Annotated in this window: 23 protein-coding genes; 1 reads left to right on the top strand and 22 read right to left on the bottom strand. The window is 53.1% G+C overall.

What is annotated here, in order from left to right; translation table 11 throughout:
- Positions 1-5: 5 nt before the first annotated feature.
- The 17 genes from recO to KNP81_RS00445 all read right to left on the bottom strand — a co-directional run bounded on the left by recO (position 6) and on the right by KNP81_RS00445 (position 13,454).
- Positions 6-755 (bottom strand): DNA repair protein RecO, encoded by a 750-nt coding sequence (recO, locus tag KNP81_RS00365; protein ID WP_021065692.1) that lies wholly within the window; start codon positions 753-755, stop codon positions 6-8.
- 3 nt (positions 756-758) lie between these two features.
- Complete coding sequence (era, locus tag KNP81_RS00370; protein ID WP_029595225.1) at positions 759-1,667, bottom strand: GTPase Era; 909 nt, start codon at positions 1,665-1,667, stop codon at positions 759-761.
- A 35-nt stretch (positions 1,668-1,702) separates the two neighbouring features.
- Positions 1,703-2,053 (bottom strand): diacylglycerol kinase family protein, encoded by a 351-nt coding sequence (locus KNP81_RS00375; protein ID WP_214717412.1) that lies wholly within the window; start codon positions 2,051-2,053, stop codon positions 1,703-1,705.
- Entirely contained in the window at positions 2,050-2,526 is a 477-nt protein-coding gene (gene ybeY, locus KNP81_RS00380) for an rRNA maturation RNase YbeY (protein WP_029595223.1), read from the bottom strand. The genes KNP81_RS00375 and ybeY overlap by 4 nt, the downstream gene beginning before the upstream one ends.
- Entirely contained in the window at positions 2,504-4,585 is a 2,082-nt protein-coding gene (locus tag KNP81_RS00385; protein ID WP_021065688.1) for an HD family phosphohydrolase, read from the bottom strand. Before KNP81_RS00385 ends, ybeY begins: the two co-directional genes overlap by 23 nt.
- 18 nt (positions 4,586-4,603) lie before the next feature.
- The gene (locus KNP81_RS00390; protein WP_031199860.1) at positions 4,604-5,560 is read right to left on the bottom strand and encodes a PhoH family protein; all 957 of its coding nucleotides are present in this window, start codon (positions 5,558-5,560) and stop codon (positions 4,604-4,606) included.
- Positions 5,561-5,694: 134 nt separating this feature from the next.
- The gene (locus tag KNP81_RS00395) at positions 5,695-6,129 is read right to left on the bottom strand and encodes a hypothetical protein (RefSeq protein WP_214717414.1); all 435 of its coding nucleotides are present in this window, start codon (positions 6,127-6,129) and stop codon (positions 5,695-5,697) included.
- A gap of 5 nt (positions 6,130-6,134) precedes the next feature.
- Positions 6,135-7,115 (bottom strand): flotillin-like protein FloA, encoded by a 981-nt coding sequence (gene floA, locus KNP81_RS00400; RefSeq protein WP_214717423.1) that lies wholly within the window; start codon positions 7,113-7,115, stop codon positions 6,135-6,137.
- Positions 7,112-7,624, bottom strand: coding sequence for an NfeD family protein (locus KNP81_RS00405; protein ID WP_214717425.1), 513 nt, complete (start codon positions 7,622-7,624; stop codon positions 7,112-7,114). Before KNP81_RS00405 ends, floA begins: the two co-directional genes overlap by 4 nt.
- A gap of 136 nt (positions 7,625-7,760) precedes the next feature.
- Complete coding sequence (locus KNP81_RS00410; RefSeq protein WP_021065683.1) at positions 7,761-8,210, bottom strand: GatB/YqeY domain-containing protein; 450 nt, start codon at positions 8,208-8,210, stop codon at positions 7,761-7,763.
- A 33-nt stretch (positions 8,211-8,243) separates the two neighbouring features.
- A complete protein-coding gene (rpsU, locus tag KNP81_RS00415; protein WP_029334745.1) occupies positions 8,244-8,438 on the bottom strand; it encodes a 30S ribosomal protein S21 in 195 nt (64 codons plus the stop codon).
- Between the two features lie 77 nt (positions 8,439-8,515).
- Complete coding sequence (deoC, locus tag KNP81_RS00420; RefSeq protein WP_029595219.1) at positions 8,516-9,181, bottom strand: deoxyribose-phosphate aldolase; 666 nt, start codon at positions 9,179-9,181, stop codon at positions 8,516-8,518.
- A 91-nt stretch (positions 9,182-9,272) separates the two neighbouring features.
- Positions 9,273-10,151, bottom strand: a complete 879-nt coding sequence (rarD, locus tag KNP81_RS00425; protein WP_021065681.1) for an EamA family transporter RarD — start codon at positions 10,149-10,151, stop codon at positions 9,273-9,275.
- A 132-nt stretch (positions 10,152-10,283) separates the two neighbouring features.
- Positions 10,284-11,441 carry a bifunctional cystathionine gamma-lyase/homocysteine desulfhydrase gene (locus KNP81_RS00430; protein WP_214717427.1) on the bottom strand — a complete coding sequence of 386 codons (1,158 nt, stop codon included), beginning with the start codon at positions 11,439-11,441 and terminating at the stop codon, positions 10,284-10,286.
- Positions 11,407-12,345, bottom strand: a complete 939-nt coding sequence (locus KNP81_RS00435) for a PLP-dependent cysteine synthase family protein (protein ID WP_214717429.1) — start codon at positions 12,343-12,345, stop codon at positions 11,407-11,409. Before KNP81_RS00435 ends, KNP81_RS00430 begins: the two co-directional genes overlap by 35 nt.
- Positions 12,346-12,813, bottom strand: coding sequence for an S-ribosylhomocysteine lyase (locus tag KNP81_RS00440; protein ID WP_021065678.1), 468 nt, complete (start codon positions 12,811-12,813; stop codon positions 12,346-12,348).
- The gene (locus KNP81_RS00445) at positions 12,810-13,454 is read right to left on the bottom strand and encodes a class I SAM-dependent methyltransferase (RefSeq protein WP_214717431.1); all 645 of its coding nucleotides are present in this window, start codon (positions 13,452-13,454) and stop codon (positions 12,810-12,812) included. Before KNP81_RS00445 ends, KNP81_RS00440 begins: the two co-directional genes overlap by 4 nt.
- Before the next feature lie 339 nt (positions 13,455-13,793).
- Here KNP81_RS00445 and KNP81_RS00450 point away from each other — a divergent pair, with 339 nt between their 5' ends.
- Positions 13,794-17,453 (top strand): S8 family serine peptidase, encoded by a 3,660-nt coding sequence (locus KNP81_RS00450; protein WP_214717432.1) that lies wholly within the window; start codon positions 13,794-13,796, stop codon positions 17,451-17,453.
- Between the two features lie 88 nt (positions 17,454-17,541).
- Here the strand turns inward: KNP81_RS00450 and KNP81_RS00455 are convergent, their stop codons facing one another.
- The 5 genes from KNP81_RS00455 to grpE all read right to left on the bottom strand — a co-directional run bounded on the left by KNP81_RS00455 (position 17,542) and on the right by grpE (position 22,893).
- The gene (locus KNP81_RS00455; RefSeq protein ID WP_214717434.1) at positions 17,542-18,288 is read right to left on the bottom strand and encodes a 16S rRNA (uracil(1498)-N(3))-methyltransferase; all 747 of its coding nucleotides are present in this window, start codon (positions 18,286-18,288) and stop codon (positions 17,542-17,544) included.
- A gap of 3 nt (positions 18,289-18,291) precedes the next feature.
- A complete protein-coding gene (gene prmA, locus KNP81_RS00460; RefSeq protein ID WP_214717438.1) occupies positions 18,292-19,230 on the bottom strand; it encodes a 50S ribosomal protein L11 methyltransferase in 939 nt (312 codons plus the stop codon).
- A gap of 18 nt (positions 19,231-19,248) precedes the next feature.
- Complete coding sequence (gene dnaJ / locus KNP81_RS00465) at positions 19,249-20,358, bottom strand: molecular chaperone DnaJ (RefSeq protein ID WP_058763959.1); 1,110 nt, start codon at positions 20,356-20,358, stop codon at positions 19,249-19,251.
- A 109-nt stretch (positions 20,359-20,467) separates the two neighbouring features.
- The gene (gene dnaK / locus KNP81_RS00470) at positions 20,468-22,291 is read right to left on the bottom strand and encodes a molecular chaperone DnaK (RefSeq protein ID WP_029595211.1); all 1,824 of its coding nucleotides are present in this window, start codon (positions 22,289-22,291) and stop codon (positions 20,468-20,470) included.
- Positions 22,292-22,320: 29 nt separating this feature from the next.
- On the bottom strand, positions 22,321-22,893 hold the full coding sequence (grpE, locus tag KNP81_RS00475) for a nucleotide exchange factor GrpE (protein WP_214717439.1): 573 nt from the start codon (positions 22,891-22,893) through the stop codon (positions 22,321-22,323).
- Positions 22,894-22,903 lie beyond the last annotated feature (10 nt).

Below are 22,903 nucleotides of genomic sequence, written 5' to 3' on the forward strand. Positions count from 1 at the left end.
AAAAGTCAATCATCGTTCAAGTACAATCGCTGCATTTGGTCGAGGACCCGTTTCGTCTTCAGCCGCAGACCACTATAGGAGTCCATATACGCATCGAACAGCTGTCTGAGCAGAATTCGTGTCTCTTTCGTGAGCGGAACGTTACTGAATTCGGATAGTTCGTGCCGGCTCATCAAATAGAGCAACTTCGCCAGACGCTCGCTCATGCGAATCGATCCTTCTTCTTGGTGCCGGGCGCAGAGGAAGCCGCCGGCCGTCACCGAGAAGTACATCGGGTCGGTCACATCGTTGCACCGGATGCAACCGGTCAAGACCGGTGCGACCCCGAGCAAGTGCAAAATGCGAAGTTCGAAGTGATGCGTGATCACTTCCGGATCCATCCCTGCATTGAGCGCCTGCAGGGCGTCGTTCAAGATGCGATAGAGCGGACGGTTCGGGACGCGGTCCTCTACTGTCCGGTCGACGAGTTCGAGCCAATACATGGCGTATGCCATCCGCTCGACGTCTTTTCGGATTTCCGGATAAGACGTGATCACATCCGACGATTTCAATTGGCCGAGGCCACGACTCGCCGGAAAAATATATACCGCCTCGACGAACGGCTGACTCGACGAATGCAGACGGCTGCCCGGCTTTTTCGCCCCTCGTGCCATGACGGCAACTTTTCCGAGCTCTTCGGTGAACAAGGTGACGACTTTGTTCGACTCTCCGTAATTGACGGTCCGAATGACGATTCCCGTGACCTTTTGCAACATGGCTTAATACTCGTCGTCGCGGAATCCGAGGTCGCGGAGTTGGCCCATCTTGTTACGCCAATCTTTTTGCACTTTCACCCATAGGTTCAAATACACTTTCGTCCCGAGGAGCGCCTCGATGTCGTGGCGCGCTTCTGTCCCGATTTCGCGAAGCATCGCCCCTTTTTTGCCGATGACGATTCCTTTTTGAGAATCACGCTCGACCATGATCACGGCCTCGACATCAATCATTTCCGAGTTTTCCCGTTTCTTGATTGACTCGATGGCGACCGCGATTGAGTGCGGCACTTCATCACGCGTCTTATGGAGCACTTTCTCGCGAATCAATTCAGAAATGATGAACCGTTCCGGGTGGTCGGTCACTTGGTCGGCCGGATAATACATCGGTCCTTCCGGGAGCAACTTTTTGATTTCTTTAAGGAGCGGTTCGACGTTGTTGCCTTGAAGTGCCGAAATCGGGACGTACGCCGCGAAATCGAGTTGATTCGTATACTGCTCGATGACAGCCGGAATCTCGTCCGGATGAATCAAGTCGATTTTGTTCATGACGAGAATGATTGGCGTATCGAGCCCTTTCAACTTCTCGATGATGAACTCATCGCCGGCGCCGCGCGGTTCCGTGACGTTGACCATGAAGAGGATCGCGTCGACTTCACGGAGTGCGTTCGTCGCGACTTTCATCATGAAATCGCCGAGACGGTGTTTCGGCTTATGAATCCCTGGCGTGTCGATAAAGATGATTTGTGAATCATCCGTTGTATATACACCTTGGACCTTGTTGCGCGTCGTCTGGGGCTTATCTGACATGATAGCAATCTTTTGTCCGATGACCCGATTCAAGAACGTCGATTTTCCGACGTTCGGACGACCGATGATGGACACAAAACCTGATTTAAAATCTTCTTGATACATAGTGCACCTGCTTTCTAAATTTCCAATACGTTCAATCATATAACGAATTTGTCGATTATATAAGGTCCAAAAATGAATAGTGCCGTGATGGCGGCCCCGATCGCTGAGACGAGGACCGACCCGGCCGCGACATCTTTCGCTCGTTTCGCGAGCGGATGGATGTCTTTCGTGACGAGGTCGACCGTGCGTTCGACCGCCGTGTTCATCAGCTCGAGCGCGATGACGAGCACGACCCAGCCGAACAGAATCAAGTTCTCGAGTTTCGTCGTCGGGAGCCACCAGGCAAACACGACGACGAGCAGGCTCGATACGAGATGAATCAGCATGTTGCGTTCGGTCCGCACTGCGTGCACGATGCCGTGCACGGCGAACCAGAACGGTTTCACACTTCGCCTCGTTTCAGCTCGAAGTGAGCGAGCACTTGTTCTTGGCGCGCCGTCATCTCCGCTTCTTCCTCGGGCGTCATATGGTCATACCCGAGCAAGTGGAGGAATCCGTGAATCGCCAAGAACCCGAGTTCCCGTTCGAACGAGTGGCCATAATCGGCAGCCTGTTCGCGACAACGTTCGACCGAGATGAGCAAGTCCCCTAAGAGACGGGGCTCGTCTTCATCGAGCATGAAGTCCATCTCGTCTTCTCCCATCTCATCGAAGGCGAAACTGATGACGTCGGTCGCCGTATCTTTCCCGCGCCATTCGCGGTTGATGGCTTGAATCTCATCGTTCGTCAAGAACGTGACCGATAGCTCACTCGGTTCTTCGACGTCTTCTTCCATCGCCGCATGGACCAATATGGATTCAACGAGCTCGATTTGAGCATCCGACAATAAGCCGTGCTCATCGTTCGAAATGATTTGCATGTAAGTCTCCTTCTTTCTTCAGTTCTGGATACTCGATTCGTTCATGGAACAGGCCGGTCAGCGTCTCACACGCGCTTTCCCCGACGCGCCATACTTCTTTCGTCGTCAACTCGCAGTCTTCGAATTGCCCGTCTTGTAGCTTATCACGAATAATCGCACTGACGAGCTGGCGAATCCGTTCTGGTGTCGGTTGCTTCTGTGACCGGACCGCCGCCTCGATCGAATCGACGATCATGACGACCGCCGCCTCGCGTGTCTGCGGCTTCGGTCCCGGGTAGCGGAACCGTGATTCATTGACGTCACGCGTCTCTTTCGCTTTCACATAAAAGAACTTCAAGAGCGATGTGCCGTGATGTTGCTCGGCGATATCGATAATCTCTTTTGGCAACTTATAACGACTCAACAGATCGGCCCCGTCATATGGATGGGCCATGATGATGTCGGCTGATTCCTCCGGTGTGAGCCGGTCGTGCGGGTTGACGCCGTTCTGCTGATTCTCGATGAAATGCAGCGGACGCTCGGTCTTACCGAGGTCATGATAATAACTGGCGACCCGGGCGAGCAGTCCGTCGGCACCAATCGCCTCGCAAGCCGATTCGGCCAAGTTGGCGACCATCATGCTGTGGTGATACGTCCCCGGAGCCTCCATCAACAACTTACGTAACAGCGGATGCGTCGGACTCATCAATTCGATGAGGCGACCCGACGATAGGACGCCGAACCACGGTTCGAGGAACGGCAAGAAGCCGAACGTGAGCACGATGGACAACAGCGCGCTCGTGATGGCGAAACCGGATAAGTAGGCGACCATCTCCCACGTCACTTGCGTGTTGCGCAAGAACAAGAGCGCGAGCACCATGATGATATTGATAATGCCGAGCAACACACCGGACAAGAATAGTCGTTTGCGCTGAATCTTCGGTTCGACGAGGAAGACGGCCAAGAAACTTCCGGTCGCGAAATAGACGACCGTCATGAAGCTCGTGTTTTGCCCGAAACTCGCCACAATCGACCCGGCAATCATCGTGATCAACGCCGAGGCAAGCGCGACCCGTTCATCGACGAGGATACGCAGCAACAGGACGACGAATGCCGTCGGTGCGAGCACGTACGCATATGTCGTGAACTCGATACCGATATAACCGACACCAAAGAAAATGCCGAGCTGTAACAATAATAATCCATAGACAGTAATCAAGATTTTAGGGCGGAGTAACAGTTGTTGAATTTTCGAACGGATTAACATGAACAGAAAACCGATCGTCAACAGTCCGCTCAGTAAGTAAGCCCCGAACAGCGGTGCGAACGAACGATTTGGATCGATAGCCCCTGTCAATTCGAGTTTGCGGTAGATTTCGCGCGTCACGACCTCGCCTTGGTTGACGAGCAACTGGCCTTCTTGAATGATGACCGGTTCGACCGCATCGACCGCCTGCTGTTCTTTCTCACGTGTCGCTTCAGAGTCGAACACGTAGTTCGGTACGATCAATTGATCGCTCAGGCTGTTAGCGATCGCCCGGAACTCGAGTGAGAGCGGTGATTGGTCGACAAGTGTCTCAGCCCGATCTCTCGCTTCTGAGATGGACTGTGAGCTCGTGTCGATGCGGTTACCCATCACTTCTTGGAGCGCCGTCACGGTGACGTCTTCGACCGTACGACGGGTGTTCTCGCTCGCCTCGAGCAGAAGGTTCAGTTCATCATCGCCGAGGAATCCGTTCACCTCGGTCGAGTTCAAGCGATTTTTGATGTCTGATAGCTCGGTGTCATCTTCCGTCTCTTCGAACGCTGCGAACAGTTGCTCAACTTTGGCGATCTGTTGATCGGCAAACTCGCGCCGCAACGAGAACTGACTGCCGACGCTATTGATCGCATCTTGTCGTAACCGCTCTGTCGCCGTCCGGTCTTCAATCGTGACCGGCGAGCGAATGTCCTGTTCGGCAATCCCGAGCGGCTCGACACTAATGATGGATGGGCGCACCGTAAAGTATAGAATCGCGCCTAAAATGAGAAAAAAGAGGACGGAGATTGTCGCGACCGTCCAATGACGTGCTTGCTGCATCAGTGCCCCCCCTTTTGGTTATGTGAGTTCAGTACTATAGGCGTTAATGATTTTCTTGACGAGCGGATGGCGAACGACGTCGGACGATGTAAAGTGTTCGAAGTGGATTCCATCGACCCCTTCGAGCAGGTGAAGCGCCTCTTGCAATCCTGACGCCTTGCCTTTTGGCAAATCGACTTGCGTCAAATCGCCGGTGACGACCATTTTCGAGCCGAACCCGAGTCGCGTCAAAAACATCTTCATCTGTTCTTTCGTCGTGTTCTGTGCCTCGTCTAAAATGACGAACGCATCTTCAAGCGTCCGACCGCGCATATAGGCGAGCGGCGCGACTTCGATCGTGCCGCGTTCGAGCAACCGGTTCGTCTGTTCGACGCCATAGACGTCAAACAAGGCATCGTACAACGGACGCAAGTACGGGTCGACCTTCTCTTTCAAATCCCCAGGCAAGAAGCCCAAGTTCTCCCCCGCTTCGACCGCCGGACGCGTCAAAATAATCCGTTTGACTTGCCCTTCTTTCAGCGCCCGTGCCGCCAAGACGACGGCCAAGTATGTCTTCCCGGTCCCCGCCGGTCCGATTCCGAACACGAGGTCACGTTTTTCGATGGCCCGGACGTAACGGCTCTGCCCGACCGTCTTCGCCCGAATCGGTTTCCCTTTGTTTGTCGTGAAGACGACCCGCTCATAATGCTCGAGCAATTCGTCGCCTTTACCGACTTTGATGTGTTGAATCACACTGATGGCATCGCTCTCGTTCAAGCGAGCCCCTTTTTTAACGAGTTGTTGCAACGTCTTGATGACGGCCTTCGTCAATTCGAGCGTATCGGCTGTATCGGCCTGAATGATCAATTCTTCTCCACGAGGAGTGAGTGCGACCGCGAGTTCTGCCTCGATGGCTTGAAATACTTCGTCCTTCGGTCCGAGGAGCGCCTGCGCTTCGTTCGCATGTTCCATGACGAACGGAATTTTATCAGTCATAATCAATGGTTGTTTCTCCTCCCCATCAGTAGATTGTTCCTTCTTTACTTTAGCACTATCAAGCCGTTCGTGAAAGAAAGACCGCCCATTCTTCCAACAAAAAGAAGCAGTGACACGGAGTCACTGCCTCAGGTTTACCGACGGCGTTTCGACACCGGCGGTTGCAAAATTTCACTCCATACGACCGCTTGTCGAACTTGCTTCATCGACATGCGCGGCTGTGGCCGTGACTCGGTCACCTCGGTAATCGGTGGAATCTTGACTGACTGTTCGAACTGGGCACTCACGTGCGGCAGTTCTTCACGTCGACGCGGCGCCTGTCGGTCTGTCGTTTCGGCTGGTGCGGCGACACGGCGACGCAGTTTCTGAGGAGCCGGTTTGTCTTGATTGTTGCGCGGCTCGTCGAACGTCGCCTCGACTTCTTTCATCATGTCACCGACCGTATCGAGATACCGCTTCAAATCCGTGCTCGGTGGCCGTTCTCCAGTAGATGATGATTTCTCCATCCGCTTCATGACCGCCGAGGCGATCCCGAAGGCGGCGAGGAGTAGTACCCATAATCCATCCATTCCGGTCACTCTTTGTCAGATTCGACAGGGTGACCGATGGCTTTGCGCATTTCCGTATCGGCTTGGACGTTCAAGTAGTTGACGTAGTCCATGACACCGAGTTTGCCATGACGCAGGGCATCGGCCATCGCGAGCGGAACTTCCGCCTCGGCCGCGACGACTTTGGCGCGCATCTCTTCGACCGACGATTTCATCTCTTGCTCACGGGCAATCGCCATCGCGCGGCGTTCTTCCGCTTTCGCTTGCGCGATTTTCTTATCAGCTTCGGCTTGGTCGGTCTGGAGGACCGCCCCGATGTTTTTACCGATATCAATGTCAGCGATATCGATGGATAGGATTTCAAACGCGGTCCCTGAATCAAGACCTTTCGTCAATACGGTACGTGAAATCATATCCGGGTTCTCCAAGACGTGCTTATGGTTGTGTTGTGAACCGATTGTCGAGACGACCCCTTCACCGACACGGGCGATAATCGTCTCTTCCCCGGCACCCCCGACAAGACGGTCGATGTTGGCACGGACTGTGATGCGGGCTTTCGCCTTCACTTCAATCCCATCCATGGCCACACCGGCGATGAACGGCGTTTCGATGACTTTCGGGTTAACGGACATTTGAACCGCCTCTAACACGTTACGACCGGCAAGATCGATTGCTGCGGCACGTTCAAACGATAATTCGATATCGGCACGGTGGGCCGCAATCAAGGCGTTGACGACACGGTCGACGTTACCCCCGGCCAAGAAGTGACTCTCGAGCTGGTTCGTGTTCAAGCCGATGCCGGCTTTGACCGCTTTGATGAGCGGGTTGACGATTTTCGACGGGACGACGCGACGGAGTCGCATCCCGACCAGTGTGAAGATTGAGACGTGGACGCCAGCGGCGAACGAACTGATCCACAGCCCGACCGGTACGAACGTGAAGAATATGGCGAGCGCAATTAATCCTCCACCTGAGATGAGTAACGCGGATAATATTTCTGGTGTCATTCTGTTACATCCTCCTTCGGCTCTATAAAGCTACGGACGACAACGCGTCCTGAATCGACTTTATACACCTGAATTTTCGTTTGCGAATCGAGATAGCTACCTTCTGTCACGACATCAATCCGTTCTCCATCAATCTCAGCGGTACCCGCCGGGCGAAGCGGCGTCAACGTAACCCCGACTTTCCCGAGCAACCGTTTGCGGTCATCGTGGGACAGATACCCTTTATCTGTTGACGTCGAATCGGTCAAAATCAACCCTTTGTACATGAGCGAACGATTGGACTGAAGGCGACGATATGCCCAAAATCCGAGCCCGGCGACGATGGCCGTGGCCAATCCGATTGACAACCATAATTGTCCGATTGTGGCACCCGCCATAATCAAACTGGCGACGACCGCCCCAATCCCTAGCACGCCGAACAATCCAAAACCGGCAACGAACACTTCAATTCCTAGAAGGACGATTCCGACAAAAAACACCGTCAGAATCACTCCGAGACCAAATGTCATCGTATTGCAACCCCCTTCCGAGTTCACAAGCTACCTCTTATCTCTAGTGTATACGAAACAAGTTCGCTTTTGGTTTCGGAATACGCAAAAAAAGACAGAAACTTTTGGTTTGACCCAAAAATCTCTGTCTCTCTCATTAATTCGTCAATTGTTGTTTGACAATGCGGTTCACAAGACCACCGTCTGCCTTGCCTTTAACTTGAGGCATGACGACGCCCATCACCTTACCCATATCCGACGGGCCTGTAGCATTCGTTTGAGCAATAGCTGCTTTCACGATTGCCGTGACTTCATCTTCAGAAAGTTGTTCAGGCATATAGGCCTCTAGTACGACAATCTCGTCAGCTACTTTAGAAGCAAGGTCTTCACGACCAGCGCTTTCGAATTCTCGGAGGGAGTCTCTGCGCTGTTTCATCTCTCGGTTGAGCACCGTGAGTTCCTCTTCCTCAGTTAGATCTTGTCGACCAAATTTGATGGCCTCATTTTGGAGCGACGCTTTGACCATCCGGATCGTCGTGAGACGATCTTTCTGTTTCGCGCGCATGGCTTGCTTCATGTCGTCCGTCAAGCGTTCTTGAAGACTCATGAGCTAACACCCTCTCTACAAATGAAACTGAAATTAGAATTTCTTACGCTTACGCGCAGCTTCTGATTTCAATTTACGTTTTACGCTTGGCTTTTCGTAGTGACGACGTTTGCGAACTTCGGCAAGAGTGCCATCTTTCGAAACACCGCGTTTGAAACGACGAAGAGCGTCTTCAAGCGATTCGTTTTTACGGACACGAGTTTCCACTAGTTTTCCCTCCCTCCGAATTACACGACTAAGGAAACGTGTTTCACACGTCATAACATATTATAGTGAAAGTAAGTCGTGCGGTCAACCACTAGTTATTAATAGTCGCTGTCTGAACGTCCGCCTGTAACGATGGCGATTCCAGCTGATGCGCCGATGCGCGTCGCGCCTGCATCGATCATCGCTTGTGCGCCTTCAAAATCACGTACGCCGCCTGAAGCTTTAACACCGAGATCTGGTCCGACCGTCTCACGCATGAGGCGGATATCTTCTACTGTCGCGCCGCCTGTCGAGAAGCCAGTCGACGTTTTCACGAAGTCTGCGCCTGCTTTGACTGAAAGCTCAGCCGCTTTTTTGATTTCTTCTTTCGTAAGGAGGCACGTCTCAAAGATAACTTTAACGAGCGTCCCGTTTGCCGCTTCGACGACAGCGCGGATATCGCGCTCAACGAGATCGAAGTCGCCGTCTTTCATAGCACCGATATTGATGACCATATCGATTTCGTCTGCACCGTTTGCAATCGCGTCTTTAGTTTCGAACGCTTTCACTTCTGGCGTGTTAGCTCCGAGTGGGAAGCCGATGACCGTGCATACTTTGACGTCGTCATCTGATTTGAGTTGTTCCGCCGCATACTTCACCCATGTCGGGTTAACACAGACGCTTGCAAATTTGTATTCGAGAGCCTCGGCACAAAGTTTTGTGACTTGATCTTTCGTTGTTTCTGCCTTCAAGGCTGTGTGGTCGATATAACGTGCTAATTCCATCGTAAAATTCCTCCTCTGATGTATCGGTCTGACATATAGGTCTGACATCTAACATATTATCACGTTTTCTTGAAATGTAACAGCTTTCAATTCAGACGAGTTGACGGCGTTTCCGCGTCTGGATCCAACTGTTCCAACTAAAGAAGAAAATGGCAATCCATATACATGTGAACGCAAAAACGTGATAGCCCGTGAACGGTTCATTATAGAGAATGACCCCGATTGCTAGACTGAGCGTCGGTGCGATGAACTGAAGAAACCCGACTAACGTGAACGGGATATGTTGGGCCCCATACCCGAACAAAAGAAGGGGTAGCGCCGTCATCACGCCTGTCCCGACCAACGCGACCCAAATGACCGGTTCGGTCGTCATCGTCAATCCTCCCTGAGACGTCTGCCAACCCAAGAAAATGATAGCGACCGGCACGACCGCGAGCGTTTCAATGCCGAGGCTAACCGTCGAGGCAAGTGGACGGCGTTTCTTCACCATCCCGTAAAACCCGAACGTACTGGCCAAAATGAACGCGATCCATGGGAACGACCCATAGCCGAACGTCAAGACGAGCACGCCGATCGCCGCCACGGTCACCGCCAGCCATTGTACTCGATTTAATGATTCCCGAAAAACAAGCACACCTAACACCATGCTCACGAGCGGATTGATGTAATAGCCGAGTGACGCTTCGATGATATAGCCGTGATTGACCGCCCATATGTAGACGAACCAGTTGGCACTGACGATAAATCCGTTCAACATAAAGGCGTTCCTTGTCGCCCGGTGCCGGAGCGCATAGTTGAACTCGGTCCACTGTTTCGTCCATTTCAAGACAAGTAAGATGAAGAGAAACGACCAGACGATGCGATGGGCCAAGATTTGACCGCTCGGTATTTCCTGCAAAAACTTCCAATAAATCGGTAGGACGCCCCACATGACGTAGGCTCCGACCGTTGGCATGACGCCTTTGTTCACTCTGTTCACCCGCTCTCGTAATCAATTATCGTCAGTGTAGTCGATGCGATTAGGACATTCAAGCGAATTCTTTCACCTTGCACACGACAAAAAAAGGCACGCTCGCGAGCGCACCTCGTATCGCTATGCAACTTAGTTCGGAATCGTCGCCACGGTTGCGAGCGCCTGCTCCAAATCTTCAATCAAATCTTGTACATCTTCAAGACCGACCGAGATGCGGACGAGTCCGTCCGTAATCCCGAGTTCGAGACGACGCTCTGCTGGAATTGATGCATGCGTCATTCGGGCCGGGACGCTAATCAAGCTCTCGACCGCACCGAGACTCTCGGCGAGCGTGAAGTACTTCGTCTTCGCGACGACGAGTTCGGCCGCCTCGGCTGAACCGACATCGAAGGCGAGCATGCCACCGAAACCACGTGCCTGCGACAAGTGGACCCGCTTCGCTTCTTCGCTACCGACACTCGGATGCAAGACACGGCTGACTGCTTCATGCTTCGTCAAGTAGTCGACGAGCGCGAGCGCGTTCGCTTCAATCGCTTCCATGCGGACCGCGAGCGTCTTGATGCCGCGAACAACGAGGAAGCTGTCTTGTGGACCGAGTACCGCGCCGATTGAGTTTTGAAGAAACGCCAAACGCTCCCCAAGCTCTTCCGTGCGGGCGACGACGAGACCGGCGACGACATCGCTATGGCCGCCTAAATATTTTGTGGCGCTATGAAGCACGTAGTCCGCCCCGAGTTCGATCGGGTTTTGGAAGTACGGTGTCATGAACGTGTTGTCGACGACGAACAGGACGTCCGCCTCGTCAGCGATGGCGCGGATGAGGCGCATGTCGGTCACGTTCAACAACGGGTTCGTCGGTGTCTCGACGTAAATCATTTTCGTGTTCGGCTGGAGCGCTTCACGGACCGCTTGCGTATCGGCCGTATCGACAAAAGTTGCCTCCAAGCCAAGTGATTGAAATACTCGATTGAATACACGGTATGTTCCCCCATATACGTCAGAACCGACGATAACGTGGTCCCCTGATTTCATTAACATTAAAATCGTCGAGATGGCTGCCATCCCAGAACCGAACGCAAACCCGCTAGCACCGCCCTCGATATCGGCGATGAGCGTCTCAAGTGCCGTCCGTGTCGGGTTGGCCGTCCGGGAATATTCATACCCTTCGCGGAGATTGCCGATGCCGTCCTGCTTATACGTGCTCGTCTGATAAATCGGTGGTGTGACGGCTCCCGTCAACGGGTCCGTTGTTTTACCGCCGTGAATGAGTGCTGTTTTTGTACGCATATTCTGCCTCCTTGACTATTCCTTGACTTAAATAACGTTCGACGCTGTCCGGTAAAATCGTCACGATGACGCCTTCTGTCATCTGGGCCGCTTCTTGTACGCATGCCGCGATGGCCGCTCCGGATGAACTTCCGACGAGCAAACCTTCTTGTTTGGCGAGGTGGGCGACATAATAGAACGCCTCTTCGTCCGTAATCGTGTAAATCCCGTCGACGAGGTCGCGCGGCAAGAATGCCGGCCACGCCTCGACGCCGATGCCTTCTGTCTTGTGCGGCCCTGGTGCTCCACCGTTCAAAATCGACCCTTTCGGCTCGACGACGATCGTCTTCGTCCCGTTCGGCCGCAACTTGCTCGCGACACCTGTAAACGTCCCCCCTGAGCCGGCCCCGGCGACGAACACATCGATGTTCGGCAGGTCGGCCTGAAGCTCGAGCGCGAGCGTGTCGACGTATGCGTCCGGATTATCCGGATTCGAGAACTGTTCCGGCACATAGGCGTCATGTTCGATGGCAAGCTCTTTCGCCCGCGCGATGGCACCTTTCATCCCGAGCTCCGTCGGCGTGTTGACGACGGTCGCCCCGAGGAGCGCCATGAGCGCTTGCTTCTCTTGACTGAACTTCTCCGGAGTGACGGTCATCAACTTGATGCCGTGACGTTGACAGGCGAGCGCGAGCCCGATTCCGGTGTTCCCGGCCGTCGGTTCGACGACCGTTCCCCCGCGTTCAAGTTGTCCACGTTCAAGCGCCCGTTCAATCAATTGCAGACCGAGCCGATCCTTGACACTTCCGCCCGGGTTCATCATCTCGAGCTTGCCGTACACTTTGACACCAGGAGGAACCGGTAACGTCCGCAATTCGAGAAGAGGCGTCTCCCCGATCAATTCATAGACGCTTTGGACAATCATTTACGCTTCGTCCTTGAAGATGATGTGCCACTCGTCACGCTTAGCAAGCATGTCGGCCGCGAGCTTCTTCGCGCCCTCGAAATCGTGATGGTTCGCACTCCCGCATTGAATCGGGTTTTGCGCTGGAAGTTCTGTCGCATTCGCTGCGTCGCGGAGTGTCGCTTCGACGAGGTCGAGCATCGCTTCGTAATCCCCGTCGTTCAACATCGTCCAATAGAAGCCTGTCTGGCAACCCATCGGCGAGACATCGATGATTTGATTCGAGTGGCTACGGCTGTTTTCAGCAATCAAGTGCTCGAGCGAATGGACGGCGCGCATCGGCATAAGCCCTTCGTTCGGTTGAATGAAGCGAATGTCATATTTATAAATCGTATCGGCCGTCCCTTTCTTCACTCCAGCTAAACGGACGTAAGGCGCTTGTACTTTTGTATGGTCTAAATTAAAGCTTTCGACTTTATAACTTTTCATGATTGAGTCCCTCCTGATTGTTTCGTGGCCACGACGAGCCAGACGAATTTATTTTTTTGCGTGAGCGTAACCGTATAGCCGTTTGCTTCGAGCATCGCTTGAATCGTCTGGGTATATGGATAAAACTCTCGATTCAAATCCTCGAGTAAATCGGTATAGCCGTTCGCTTCGGCCCAGTCCAAGATGTCCCGTTTCGCTGTTTGCGAGGCGAACATCGTATCGAGCAAGACGAAGCGCGGGGCGTCGAGGTGTTCGACGTAACTTCGAATCGCCGTCCGTTTCTCATCATCCGTCAAATGATGGAACGCATAGGATGACACGATTGTATCGACCTGTTGATCTGTCGGATAGTTGAGAAAGTCACCGTCGACGATATCGAGCTGTAACTTCTCGGCCGCGACGGCCCGCATTTCCGGAGACGGTTCGACCGAAATCAATTCGTGGCGCTCCAAGATTTTTGCACTCAAGTTTCCTGTCCCGCTTCCGAATTCCATGACCCGGCCTTCTAATTGGTCCACGACCTCGTTGAGCATCGTCTCGTACCCGGCGAACACTTCACGATACTGTTCGTCATGTCCGGTCACGGTCGCGTCATATTCTGTCGCCCATTCCTTAAAAATGTCCATGAATTGTAATCCCATGTTGTCACCCCATCATCTTTATTCCGACTATATCGATAAGTTTTATATGATTTATCTACTACAGACTTTACCAACTTTAGATTAAAATCTCAAGCGAATTGCCCATATTGTTTGAGAGAGATGAATTATTTATTGTTAATCCGATGAAAGAGTCAGGAAATGAGAAAAGACCTATCCACATTTCAACGTGGATAGGTCCAAAGTAATTGTCAGAATCTTTTAATTTGTTCAAATTCATTACCCTATCGTTTAAAAAATAGGAAGAATTCTGGTTTGAAATCCGCTATCATTTTCCACAAATGGATTTATTTTTTCAAAAAACGATTGGAGGATACTAAATTGCCACAACCGAAATTTTATTTGAACGTCTCCCTCGCGACTTGCCTCGCGTTGACGCCCGGCCTACTCGGCCTCGGCGCAGAACCTGTCCTAGCCAAGCCATCTGTCAAACAAAGCGTGAGCTCGACCGACAAACATGAGAAATTACGCGTCGTCGTCGAACTCGTCGGTGCCCCAGCAATCGAACAAGCAAAGAAAAAGGGTAAAAAGTTTAACGAGTTGACAAAAACGGAGAAAGACGGCGCTCAAAAGCTCGTCAAAGCCGAACAAAAGAAAGCGAAAGCTGCCATCTCGAAAAAAGGCGTCAAGGCCGTGACGCTCGAAGAGTTCACGACCGTCTTCAACGGTTTCAGTACGATGCTCACAGCAACCGACGTCAAAAAGGTCGAGGCGTTGCCTGAAGTCGCAAGCGTCCACGTCGTCAACGAGTACGAACGTCCAGAAGTCAAACCGGACATGGTCACGAGTAATGGCATGGTCCAATCACAGCAGACGTGGGGCGATTACGGGTTCACGGGTGAAGGGACGATCGTCGCTGTCATCGATACAGGCGTTGACGCCGACCACCGTGACTTCCGTCTTACGGATGATTCAAAAGCCGAGTTGTCTCAAACTGAAGTCGAGACGGCCGTCAGCACGTTCGGCATGCCTGGAGCTTACATAAACGAGAAAGTCCCATACGCTTATAACTATTATGATGAGAACGATGATATCCGTGACGATTCTCCTGGCGCCTCGATGCACGGGATGCACGTCTCGGGTACAGTTGCCGCCAACGGCGATGAAGCGACCGGTGGCTTGAAAGGTGTCGCTCCTGAGGCACAAGTGCTCGGACTCAAAGTATTCAGTAACGATCCGAACTACGCTTCGACATATGGCGATATCTACATCAAAGCCATCGATGACGCCATCAAACTCGGTGCGGATGTCATCAACATGAGTCTCGGCTCAACGGCCGGATTCGTCGATGCCGACTCGCCGGAACAACAAGCCGTCCAACGTGCCGTCGATAACGGTGTCTTCATGTCAATCTCGGCTGGAAACTCGGCCTACTTTGGCAACGGGTACGACCTTCCGTACGCCGATAATCCGGACACGGGCGTCGTCGGTGCCCCGAGTGTCAGCTCGGCGTCGACATCTGTCGCTTCGCTCGAGAACGATCAAATTCAATTGGACGCGTTCTCGGTCAAGTCGGGTGACGCAACTGACAAAATCGGTTGGAAAAAACAAGACGGACCTGCCTTCACGCAAGGCAACTACGACCTCGTCTACGTCGGCGACGGCCAACCGAGCCAATACGTCGGAAAAGACGTTAAAGGAAAAATCGTCCTCGCGGTCCGTGACGGCAGTTACTTCTATTCAAATATTCAACAGACAGCCGAAGCGAACGGCGCGGCCGGTGTTATCGTCCGCGGTGCCGTCGGTCACGGCGATTATGTGAGTATGGCATTAGCCAACCCGAAAATCCCGATGGCCTCGCTCAGCATCAAAGACGGCAATACGTTGCAACAACGTCTCCTCGCTGTTGAACAGATGACAATCGGCTTTGCCGGCGATCGCCTCAGCGTTGTCAACGGCGCGGCCGGTCAGCTCTCGAACTTCACGTCGTGGGGCATGACGCCAAACCTCGACTTCAAGCCAGAAATTTCAGCACCGGGCGGACAGATCTTCTCGACGTTGAACGATAACCAGTACGGCTTGATGAGCGGTACATCGATGGCAGCCCCACACGTGGCCGGCGGAGCTGCTCTCGTGCTCGAGCGCGTCGACCGCGACTTCAATTTGACAGGCACAGCACGCGTCACGATGGCGAAGAACTTGCTCATCAACACATCAAAAGCTGTCACGGATATCGGACCGCTCAACAAACAGTTACAACAAAACCTCCCTTACACGCCACGTCGTGGTGGAGCTGGTCTCATGCAATTACATGCTGCCGTCTCGACACCGGCAATCGCGTACGAGAAGAAGACGAAAGAAGCGCAAGTCGCGCTTAAGGAATTGAACCGCAGCAAGGCGACGTTCACGCTTGTCGTCGAGAACTTGTCGGACAAGGCCGTATCGTATAACGTGTCTTCGTCACTCCAGACCGATCTCGCTATCGAGAAGACGGCCGGACTCGTTCAGAACGCGATGGAAGCCCAAGCGCTCGAGAATGCAAAAGTGACGGTCAACGGGAAGAAAGTCAGTACGGTCAAAGTAAAACCGAACGCGAAAGTAGAACTCAAAGTCGCACTCGACGTCTCGAAAGCGCAAGTGCTCAATCCGAAAACGCTCGAAGGTCTCGTACCGGCGAAAGACGTCTTCGAGAACGGTTACTTCGTCGATGGATTCGTCCGTTTGACGGACGTCAACGGTGCTGAGGGCAACCCGTCACTCGTTGTACCGTTCGTCGGTTTCGAAGGCGACTGGGGCAAGGCCCCAATATTCGATGCCTCCATCTATGAAGACGGCTCGTTCTACGAAGTAGCAGGTATGGTCGATCAAACAGGGAACTATCTCGGTTCGAACCTTGACCAATCCGTCGATGCCGACGCAATCGCCTTCTCACCAGACAAAGATGGCTCAAAAGATGTCGCTGTACCGGTGTTCTCGTTGCTCCGTAACGCCAAGGACGTCAAGTATCGCATCGTCGACGAGGCCGGCAATGTCGTCCGGACGTTGTTCCAAGACGAAGAGCTTCGCAAGAACTACTTTGACGGCGGTGCCAACACACCTTATTACTACTCGGCCGCTTACACATGGGATGGTCAGTTGAACGGCAAACCAGCGCCGGCCGGCAAATACTTCTATGAAATCGAAGGAAGCATCGATTACATGAAAAAACAAGCTCAGACGCTTCGCTTCCCAGTCAAAGTCGATTACACGGACCCGACGTTCACGACGAAATGGCAAGGGGAGAGCTTGGCGGTCCAAGCGAAAGATGAATTCTCTGGAGTTCATTCGGTCGAATATTTCTTGAACGGAAAATCCGTCGCCAAGCAAGCTGATGGCAAGGCCTATACGTTCACAGGCGTCAGTGACGCCGATCAAGTCAGCGTTCGCGTCGTCGATCACGCCGGCAACAGCACGACGAAGACGGTCGCTTACTCGACAGACGCGGATAAGCCTGGCGTATTCGTGAACGCCCCGCTCGCTTTGACGCCATACGCGACATCGGTCATCCCGGTGACTGGAACGATTCAAGATGCATCTGCGATCCAGTCGTTCCAAGTCGACGGTGTTGACGTTCCGCTCACATGGGACGATGCGAAGAAAGAACACATCTTCGACACGACGCGGACGTTCGCGGACGGTGTCCATAAGTTACGGTTCGTCGCCGAGGATGCGGCTGGAAACGTCGCCAACTTCCAACGTGCGATTTTCGTGGACACGACACCAGCCAGCATCGAACTTGGAAAACTGCCGAAGAAAATTGGTAAAAAACAAACATCGGTCGACGTCGCGGTGACGGTGAAAGACAACTTCGACGAAGTGAAACTCGTCGTCAACGGCGACTTGAAATTCAGCCAAGCGCTGAAAGCACCGTATGAGATGCGTTCATTTGCGAAAACACAGACAGTCACGCTTCCTGTGACGTCAGGAGAGAACACGTTCACATTCGAGGCGACCGACCTCGCCGGCAACGTGACGACGAAGACGATCACACTCGTCAAATAATAATTCGACAGGCTCGCGCCCAAATCGCGAGCCTGTTTTTTTCTAAATACAAAAACGGCTCTCGCGGATGCGAGAGCCGTTTGATGTGTCAATTCAATTCGAGCGCATAAGAGACAGCGGCGAGCGCATAGAGCGGCGCGGTTTCAGAACGCAAGATGCGCGGTCCGAATGCACAGGCCTTTGCCCCGCGTTCCGTCCACTCCTTCACTTCACTTTCGTCAAAGCCGCCTTCTGGCCCGACGATGAGCAGTAGCTTCGCTCCAGGTCGAAGTGCTTGTAACACCGTCGCAAACGCTGCTTGCTCCCCTTGCTTCGCTTGTTCCTCATAGGCGATGACGACGGCATCGAACGCATCGATGCGGTCCGTCAATTCCCGAGGTGTGATGTGTTGGCACATCGGAACGACGGCGCGGTACGACTGTTCGGCCGCTTCCTGCATGATTTTTTGGAGCCGTTCGACTTTTTTGGGTGCCTTTTTGGCGTCCCACTTGGCGACCGAGCGCTTCGACTCGAATACCCAAAAGTGATGCATGCCGAGCTCGGTCCCTTTTTGGGCGACAAGTTCGACTTTATCACCTTTCGGGAGCGCATAGGCGAGCGTCACGTCGACGGGAAGTTCGGTCGTCGCTTGACGACGTTCGAGGACACGGGCCGTTCCCGTCTTCTTCTCGAGCGTCACGACCTCGGCCTCATATTCAAGACCGGTACCATCTAAGAGTACCATGCGATAACCGGGCGTCTCCCGGAGCACGGTTCCGATATGATGGACGACGTCGGCCGGTAACGTGGCCGTGTCATTGACAAATGATTCGCGCGGTAAGAAATAACGTTGCATGGCTTAGTCCTTCTTCGCGATGATGGCGACCCAGTCTTCCATGACCCGTGTCTCTTCAATCACGAATCCAGACGCCTTGAGCGCTTCCGTCACCTCGGCCCGCTTCTGTCCGATGATGCCCGACGTGATGAAATAACCGCCTGGCTTGACGCGTGCGTATGCGTCATCGATGAATAGCATGATGACATCGGCCAAAATATTGGCGACGACGAGGTCGTACTCGCCCGTCATCCCTTTCAACAAGTCACCCGTCTTCACGTCGATGACGTTGCCGACACCGTTCGTCTCGACGTTTTGGCGTGCCGATTCGACGGCGACCGCATCCAAATCGAGCGCCTCGACCCGTTCGGCCCCGAGCTTCGCAGCGGCGATGGCAAGGACGCCCGACCCCGTACCGACGTCAATCAATCGGTCACCCGGTCGGATATAGTTCTCGATCGCCTGAATGCAGAGCATCGTCGTGGGATGCGTCCCCGTCCCGAACGCCATGCCCGGATCGAGCAAGATGACGTTCTCTTCCGGTTGTGGCTCGTAATCTTCCCAAAGCGGGACGATTGTCAGATGTTGCGAGATTTTAACGGGCTTGTAGTACTGCTTCCACGAATGGGCCCAGTCCTCTTCATCCATCTCGACGACCGTCACGTCACCAGTGCCGATATCGAGCACATGGCGCAAGCCTGCCACTTCTTTTTTGAACGCGGCGAGCGTGTCTTGGAAATCACCTGAAGCCGGGACGTATGCTTTCACATACACACCCGACGTCGGGTACGATTCGCGACCCGACACGTCCCAAATCTCGCCGAAATGGTCTTCAGCCATCATCTGGTCGTAATCTTCAACGTCCTCGATGACGACCCCTTGTGCCCCCACTTCATGTAGTAAATTCGATACGGCTTCGACTGCCTGTTGTGTCGTGTGGACACAAATTTCAGACCATTTCATTGTTTGAACACGCTCCTTTTACTGGCTAAAAAACTTCTTCATCTTTTGAAACAGGCCATGTTGTTCTTCGACGCCTGCTTCTCCGCTAATCTCTTCGAATTCACGGAGCAATTCTTTTTGACGGTCGGTCATATTCGTCGGCGTCATGATGACGATATTGACGTACTGGTCGCCGTTGCCGCCGCCGCGGACGCTCGGCATTCCTTTACCGCGCAACCGGAATCGCGAACCGGTCTGCGTCCCGGCAGGAACTTTCAAACTCACTTTACCGTGGACGGTCGGAACTTCGAGTTCCGCACCGAGTGCGGCCTGAGCGAACGTGACCGGCATCTCCATCGTGATATGTTGGTCGACCCGTTCAAAGATTTCATGCGCCCGGACCCGAACGACGATATACAGGTCGCCGGCTGGGCCGCCGTTAAAGCCAGGACCACCTTTGCCTGATAGACGGATTTGTTGGCCGTTGTCAATCCCGGCTGGAATTTTGACTTCGACTTGCTTCTGTTTCTTCACATGGCCAGAGCCGTGACACGTTTCACATTTTTCTTTAATCGTCTTCCCGCTACCGTGACATTGGCTACAGGTCCGTTGATTGACCATCCGGCCGAGAATCGTGTTCTGTTCGACCGTCTCGACACCGCTGCCGCCACAACGGCCGCACGTATCCGGTTTTGTTCCCGGTTTGGCGCCGCTGCCCATGCATGTGTCGCATTCAACTTCGATCTCAAGGTCGATGATTTCCGTCTTGCCGGTCACACTCTCCATGAAATCGAGGTCGACGACGTATTGATAGTCTTCCCCGCGTCGTGGAGCGTTCGGGTCTTGACGACGTCCCCCACCGCCACCGAAGAACATGTCGAAGATGTCACCGAAGCCGCCTTGGAAGTCGCCACCGCCGCCGAATTGGCTGGCCCCTTCAAAACCGAAACGGTCGTATTGGGCCCGTTTCTGTTCGTCTGACAATACTTCGTACGCTTCACCGAGCTCTTTGAACTTGTCGGCCGCATCCGGCTCTTGGTTGATGTCAGGGTGATACTGGCGTGCCAGCTTGCGATAGGCACGTTTGATGTCTTGTGCCGAGGCCGATTTATCTAGGCCAAGCACTTCATAATAATCTCGTTTCGCCACGTTACTCTCTCCTCTACACTGTCTAAACTAAAATTCTACCGAATCTACCTTAACATGGAAAGAGCCAAAGCAGAAACCTGCTTTGGCGCTCTCCTCTCTATCGGTTGCCTTATTTGCGATCGTCGAGATCTTCAAACTCAGCGTCGACGACGTTGTCGTCTTTCGCTTCCGTCTGCGTCTCTGCACCTTCAGCACCTTGCTGTTCAGCCATGTTCGCATATACTTTTTGCGTCAACTCTTGCACGACATTCGACAATTCGTCTTTCGCCGTACGGAGGGCTTCGAGGTCTGTGCCTTCGAGTGCCGTTTTCGCTTTTTCTTTCGCAGCTTCAGCGCGCTCTTTGTCCGTAGCATCGACTTTGTCGCCGAGGTCTTTAATGGCTTTGTCCGTTGCGAAGACGAGTTGGTCTGTCTCGTTGCGGAGTTCAGCTTCTTCTTTACGTTGTTTGTCAGCTTCCGCGTTCGCTTCCGCTTCTTTCACCATACGCTCGATTTCAGCCTCGTCGATCCCTGAAGACGATTGAATCGTAATCGACTGCTCTTTGTTCGTACCGAGGTCTTTCGCCGATACGTGAACGATTCCGTTCGCATCGATGTCGAATTTGACTTCGATTTGTGGCACACCACGTGGTGCTGGCGGAATGTCCGTCAATTGGAAGCGACCGAGTGTCTTGTTGTCTGGTGCCATCGGGCGTTCCCCTTGGAGGACGTGGATGTCTACCGCTGGCTGGCTGTCAGCCGCCGTCGAGAAGACTTGTGATTTCGAAGTCGGGATTGTCGTGTTGCGATCGATCAACTTCGTCATCACGCCACCCATCGTCTCGATACCGAGCGAGAGCGGAGTCACATCTAGAAGGACAACGTCTTTGACGTCACCGGCAAGGACGCCACCTTGGATGGCGGCACCGAGGGCGACGACTTCATCCGGGTTCACGCCTTTGAACGGCTCTTTCTTCGTGAAATCGTGAATCGCTTTTTGAACCGCTGGGATTCGTGTCGAACCACCGACGAGGATGATCTTGTCGAGGTCAGACGGTGTGAGACCCGAGTCTTTCAACGCGCGGCGTGTCGGCTCCATCGTGCGCTCGACGAGGTCAGCTGTCAACTCTTCGAATTTCGCACGTGTGAGTGTCGTTTCAAGGTGAAGCGGACCAGCTGCTCCGGCCGTGATGAACGGAAGGCTGATGTGCGCGCTCGTCACACCTGAAAGGTCTTTCTTCGCTTTCTCGGCTGCATCTTTCAAACGTTGAAGCGCCATCTTGTCTTGAGCGAGGTCGATGCCGTTCTCTTTTTTGAATTCAGCTACGAGATAGTCGATGACTTTTTGGTCAAAGTCGTCCCCACCGAGACGGTTGTCCCCTGCTGTTGCGACAACTTCGAATACGCCGTCGCCAAGTTCGAGAATCGAAACGTCGAACGTACCGCCACCGAGGTCATAAATCAAGATCGTGTGGTCTTCACCTTTATCGAGACCGTAAGCGAGTGCAGCTGCCGTCGGCTCGTTGATGATTCGTTTGACGTCGAGACCAGCGATTTTCCCTGCATCTTTCGTCGCTTGACGCTCCGCATCGTTGAAGTAGGCAGGTACAGTGATGACTGCTTCTGTTACCGTTTCACCGAGGTAGTCTTCTGCATCTTTTTTCAATTTTTGCAAAATGATTGCTGAGATTTCTTGCGGTGTGAATTTCTTGCCGTCAACTTCGACCGTATGCGACGTTCCCATGTGACGCTTAATCGATTGAATCGTGTTCGGGTTCGTGATGGCCTGACGTTTCGCTACTTCTCCAACTTGACGCTCTTCGCCTTTGAATGCGACGACAGATGGTGTCGTACGGTTCCCTTCTGCGTTCGAGATGACGACTGCTTCGCCACCTTCCATGACTGCCACACATGAGTTCGTTGTACCTAAGTCAATTCCAATAATTTTACCCATTGTCTATTCCTCCATCTAATTATTTAATGTTATTCTGAGACTTTTACCATGCTCGGACGAATGACTCGTCCGTGCATCGTGTACCCTTTTTGAAGCTCCATCGTCACGATGCCCGATTCGAACTCATCGCTCGGCTCTTGCATGACCGCTTGATGATAGTTCGGGTCGAACGGTTGGCCAACCGCTTCAATCACTTCGACGTTCTCACCGTTCAAGACGTCGAGTAACTGGCGGTGAATCATGTCGACGCCCGCTTGAATCTGCTTGGCGTCGTCTGAAGTCGCCTCGACTTGGAGCGCGCGCTCGAAGTTATCGATGAGCGGAATCAACTTCTCGATGACCGTCTGTGACGCGAACTTCACGCGTTTCGCGTTCTCTTCGTTCGTCCGACGACGGAAGTTATCAAAGTCCGCACGAATGCGGAGCTCGCTCGCTTTGAGTGCGTCGATTTCTTTTTGTAAATCCGTCCCTTCAGAAGTTTCTTCCACAAACTCAACATTTGAAACCTCTTCTGCTTCGACAGCCTCTGTCTGTTTCGGATCAAAATCTTTTTCTTCGAGCACTTCTTCTGGTTCAAGCCCGTTTTGTTTGTCAGTTGTCATAATGAGGCTC

Origin of the sequence: Exiguobacterium sp. s149, assembly GCF_018618395.1 — a bacterium.
Taxonomy (GTDB): domain Bacteria; phylum Bacillota; class Bacilli; order Exiguobacteriales; family Exiguobacteriaceae; genus Exiguobacterium; species Exiguobacterium chiriqhucha.

Excerpts from the sequence above, each read along its gene's own strand:
- KNP81_RS00395 (WP_214717414.1), bottom strand. The coding sequence starts at position 6,129 with ATGGATGGATTATGGGTACTACTCCTCGCCGCCTTCGGGATCGCCTCG.
- KNP81_RS00440 (WP_021065678.1), bottom strand. The coding sequence starts at position 12,813 with ATGAAAAGTTATAAAGTCGAAAGCTTTAATTTAGACCATACAAAAGTA.
- KNP81_RS00430 (WP_214717427.1), bottom strand. The coding sequence starts at position 11,441 with ATGCGTACAAAAACAGCACTCATTCACGGCGGTAAAACAACGGACCCG.
- prmA (WP_214717438.1), bottom strand. The coding sequence starts at position 19,230 with ATGAAATGGTCTGAAATTTGTGTCCACACGACACAACAGGCAGTCGAA.
- KNP81_RS00405 (WP_214717425.1), bottom strand. The coding sequence starts at position 7,624 with ATGACATTTGGTCTCGGAGTGATTCTGACGGTGTTTTTTGTCGGAATC.
- dnaK (WP_029595211.1), bottom strand. The coding sequence starts at position 22,291 with ATGGGTAAAATTATTGGAATTGACTTAGGTACAACGAACTCATGTGTG.
- deoC (WP_029595219.1), bottom strand. The coding sequence starts at position 9,181 with ATGGAATTAGCACGTTATATCGACCACACAGCCTTGAAGGCAGAAACA.
- KNP81_RS00390 (WP_031199860.1), bottom strand. The coding sequence starts at position 5,560 with ATGACTGATAAAATTCCGTTCGTCATGGAACATGCGAACGAAGCGCAG.
- KNP81_RS00435 (WP_214717429.1), bottom strand. The coding sequence starts at position 12,345 with ATGATTGTCCAAAGCGTCTATGAATTGATCGGGGAGACGCCTCTTCTC.
- KNP81_RS00455 (WP_214717434.1), bottom strand. The coding sequence starts at position 18,288 with ATGCAACGTTATTTCTTACCGCGCGAATCATTTGTCAATGACACGGCC.
- KNP81_RS00385 (WP_021065688.1), bottom strand. The coding sequence starts at position 4,585 with ATGCAGCAAGCACGTCATTGGACGGTCGCGACAATCTCCGTCCTCTTT.
- KNP81_RS00410 (WP_021065683.1), bottom strand. The coding sequence starts at position 8,210 with ATGAGTCTTCAAGAACGCTTGACGGACGACATGAAGCAAGCCATGCGC.
- ybeY (WP_029595223.1), bottom strand. The coding sequence starts at position 2,526 with ATGCAAATCATTTCGAACGATGAGCACGGCTTATTGTCGGATGCTCAA.
- KNP81_RS00445 (WP_214717431.1), bottom strand. The coding sequence starts at position 13,454 with ATGGGATTACAATTCATGGACATTTTTAAGGAATGGGCGACAGAATAT.
- era (WP_029595225.1), bottom strand. The coding sequence starts at position 1,667 with ATGTATCAAGAAGATTTTAAATCAGGTTTTGTGTCCATCATCGGTCGT.
- floA (WP_214717423.1), bottom strand. The coding sequence starts at position 7,115 with ATGACACCAGAAATATTATCCGCGTTACTCATCTCAGGTGGAGGATTA.
- grpE (WP_214717439.1), bottom strand. The coding sequence starts at position 22,893 with ATGACAACTGACAAACAAAACGGGCTTGAACCAGAAGAAGTGCTCGAA.
- recO (WP_021065692.1), bottom strand. The coding sequence starts at position 755 with ATGTTGCAAAAGGTCACGGGAATCGTCATTCGGACCGTCAATTACGGA.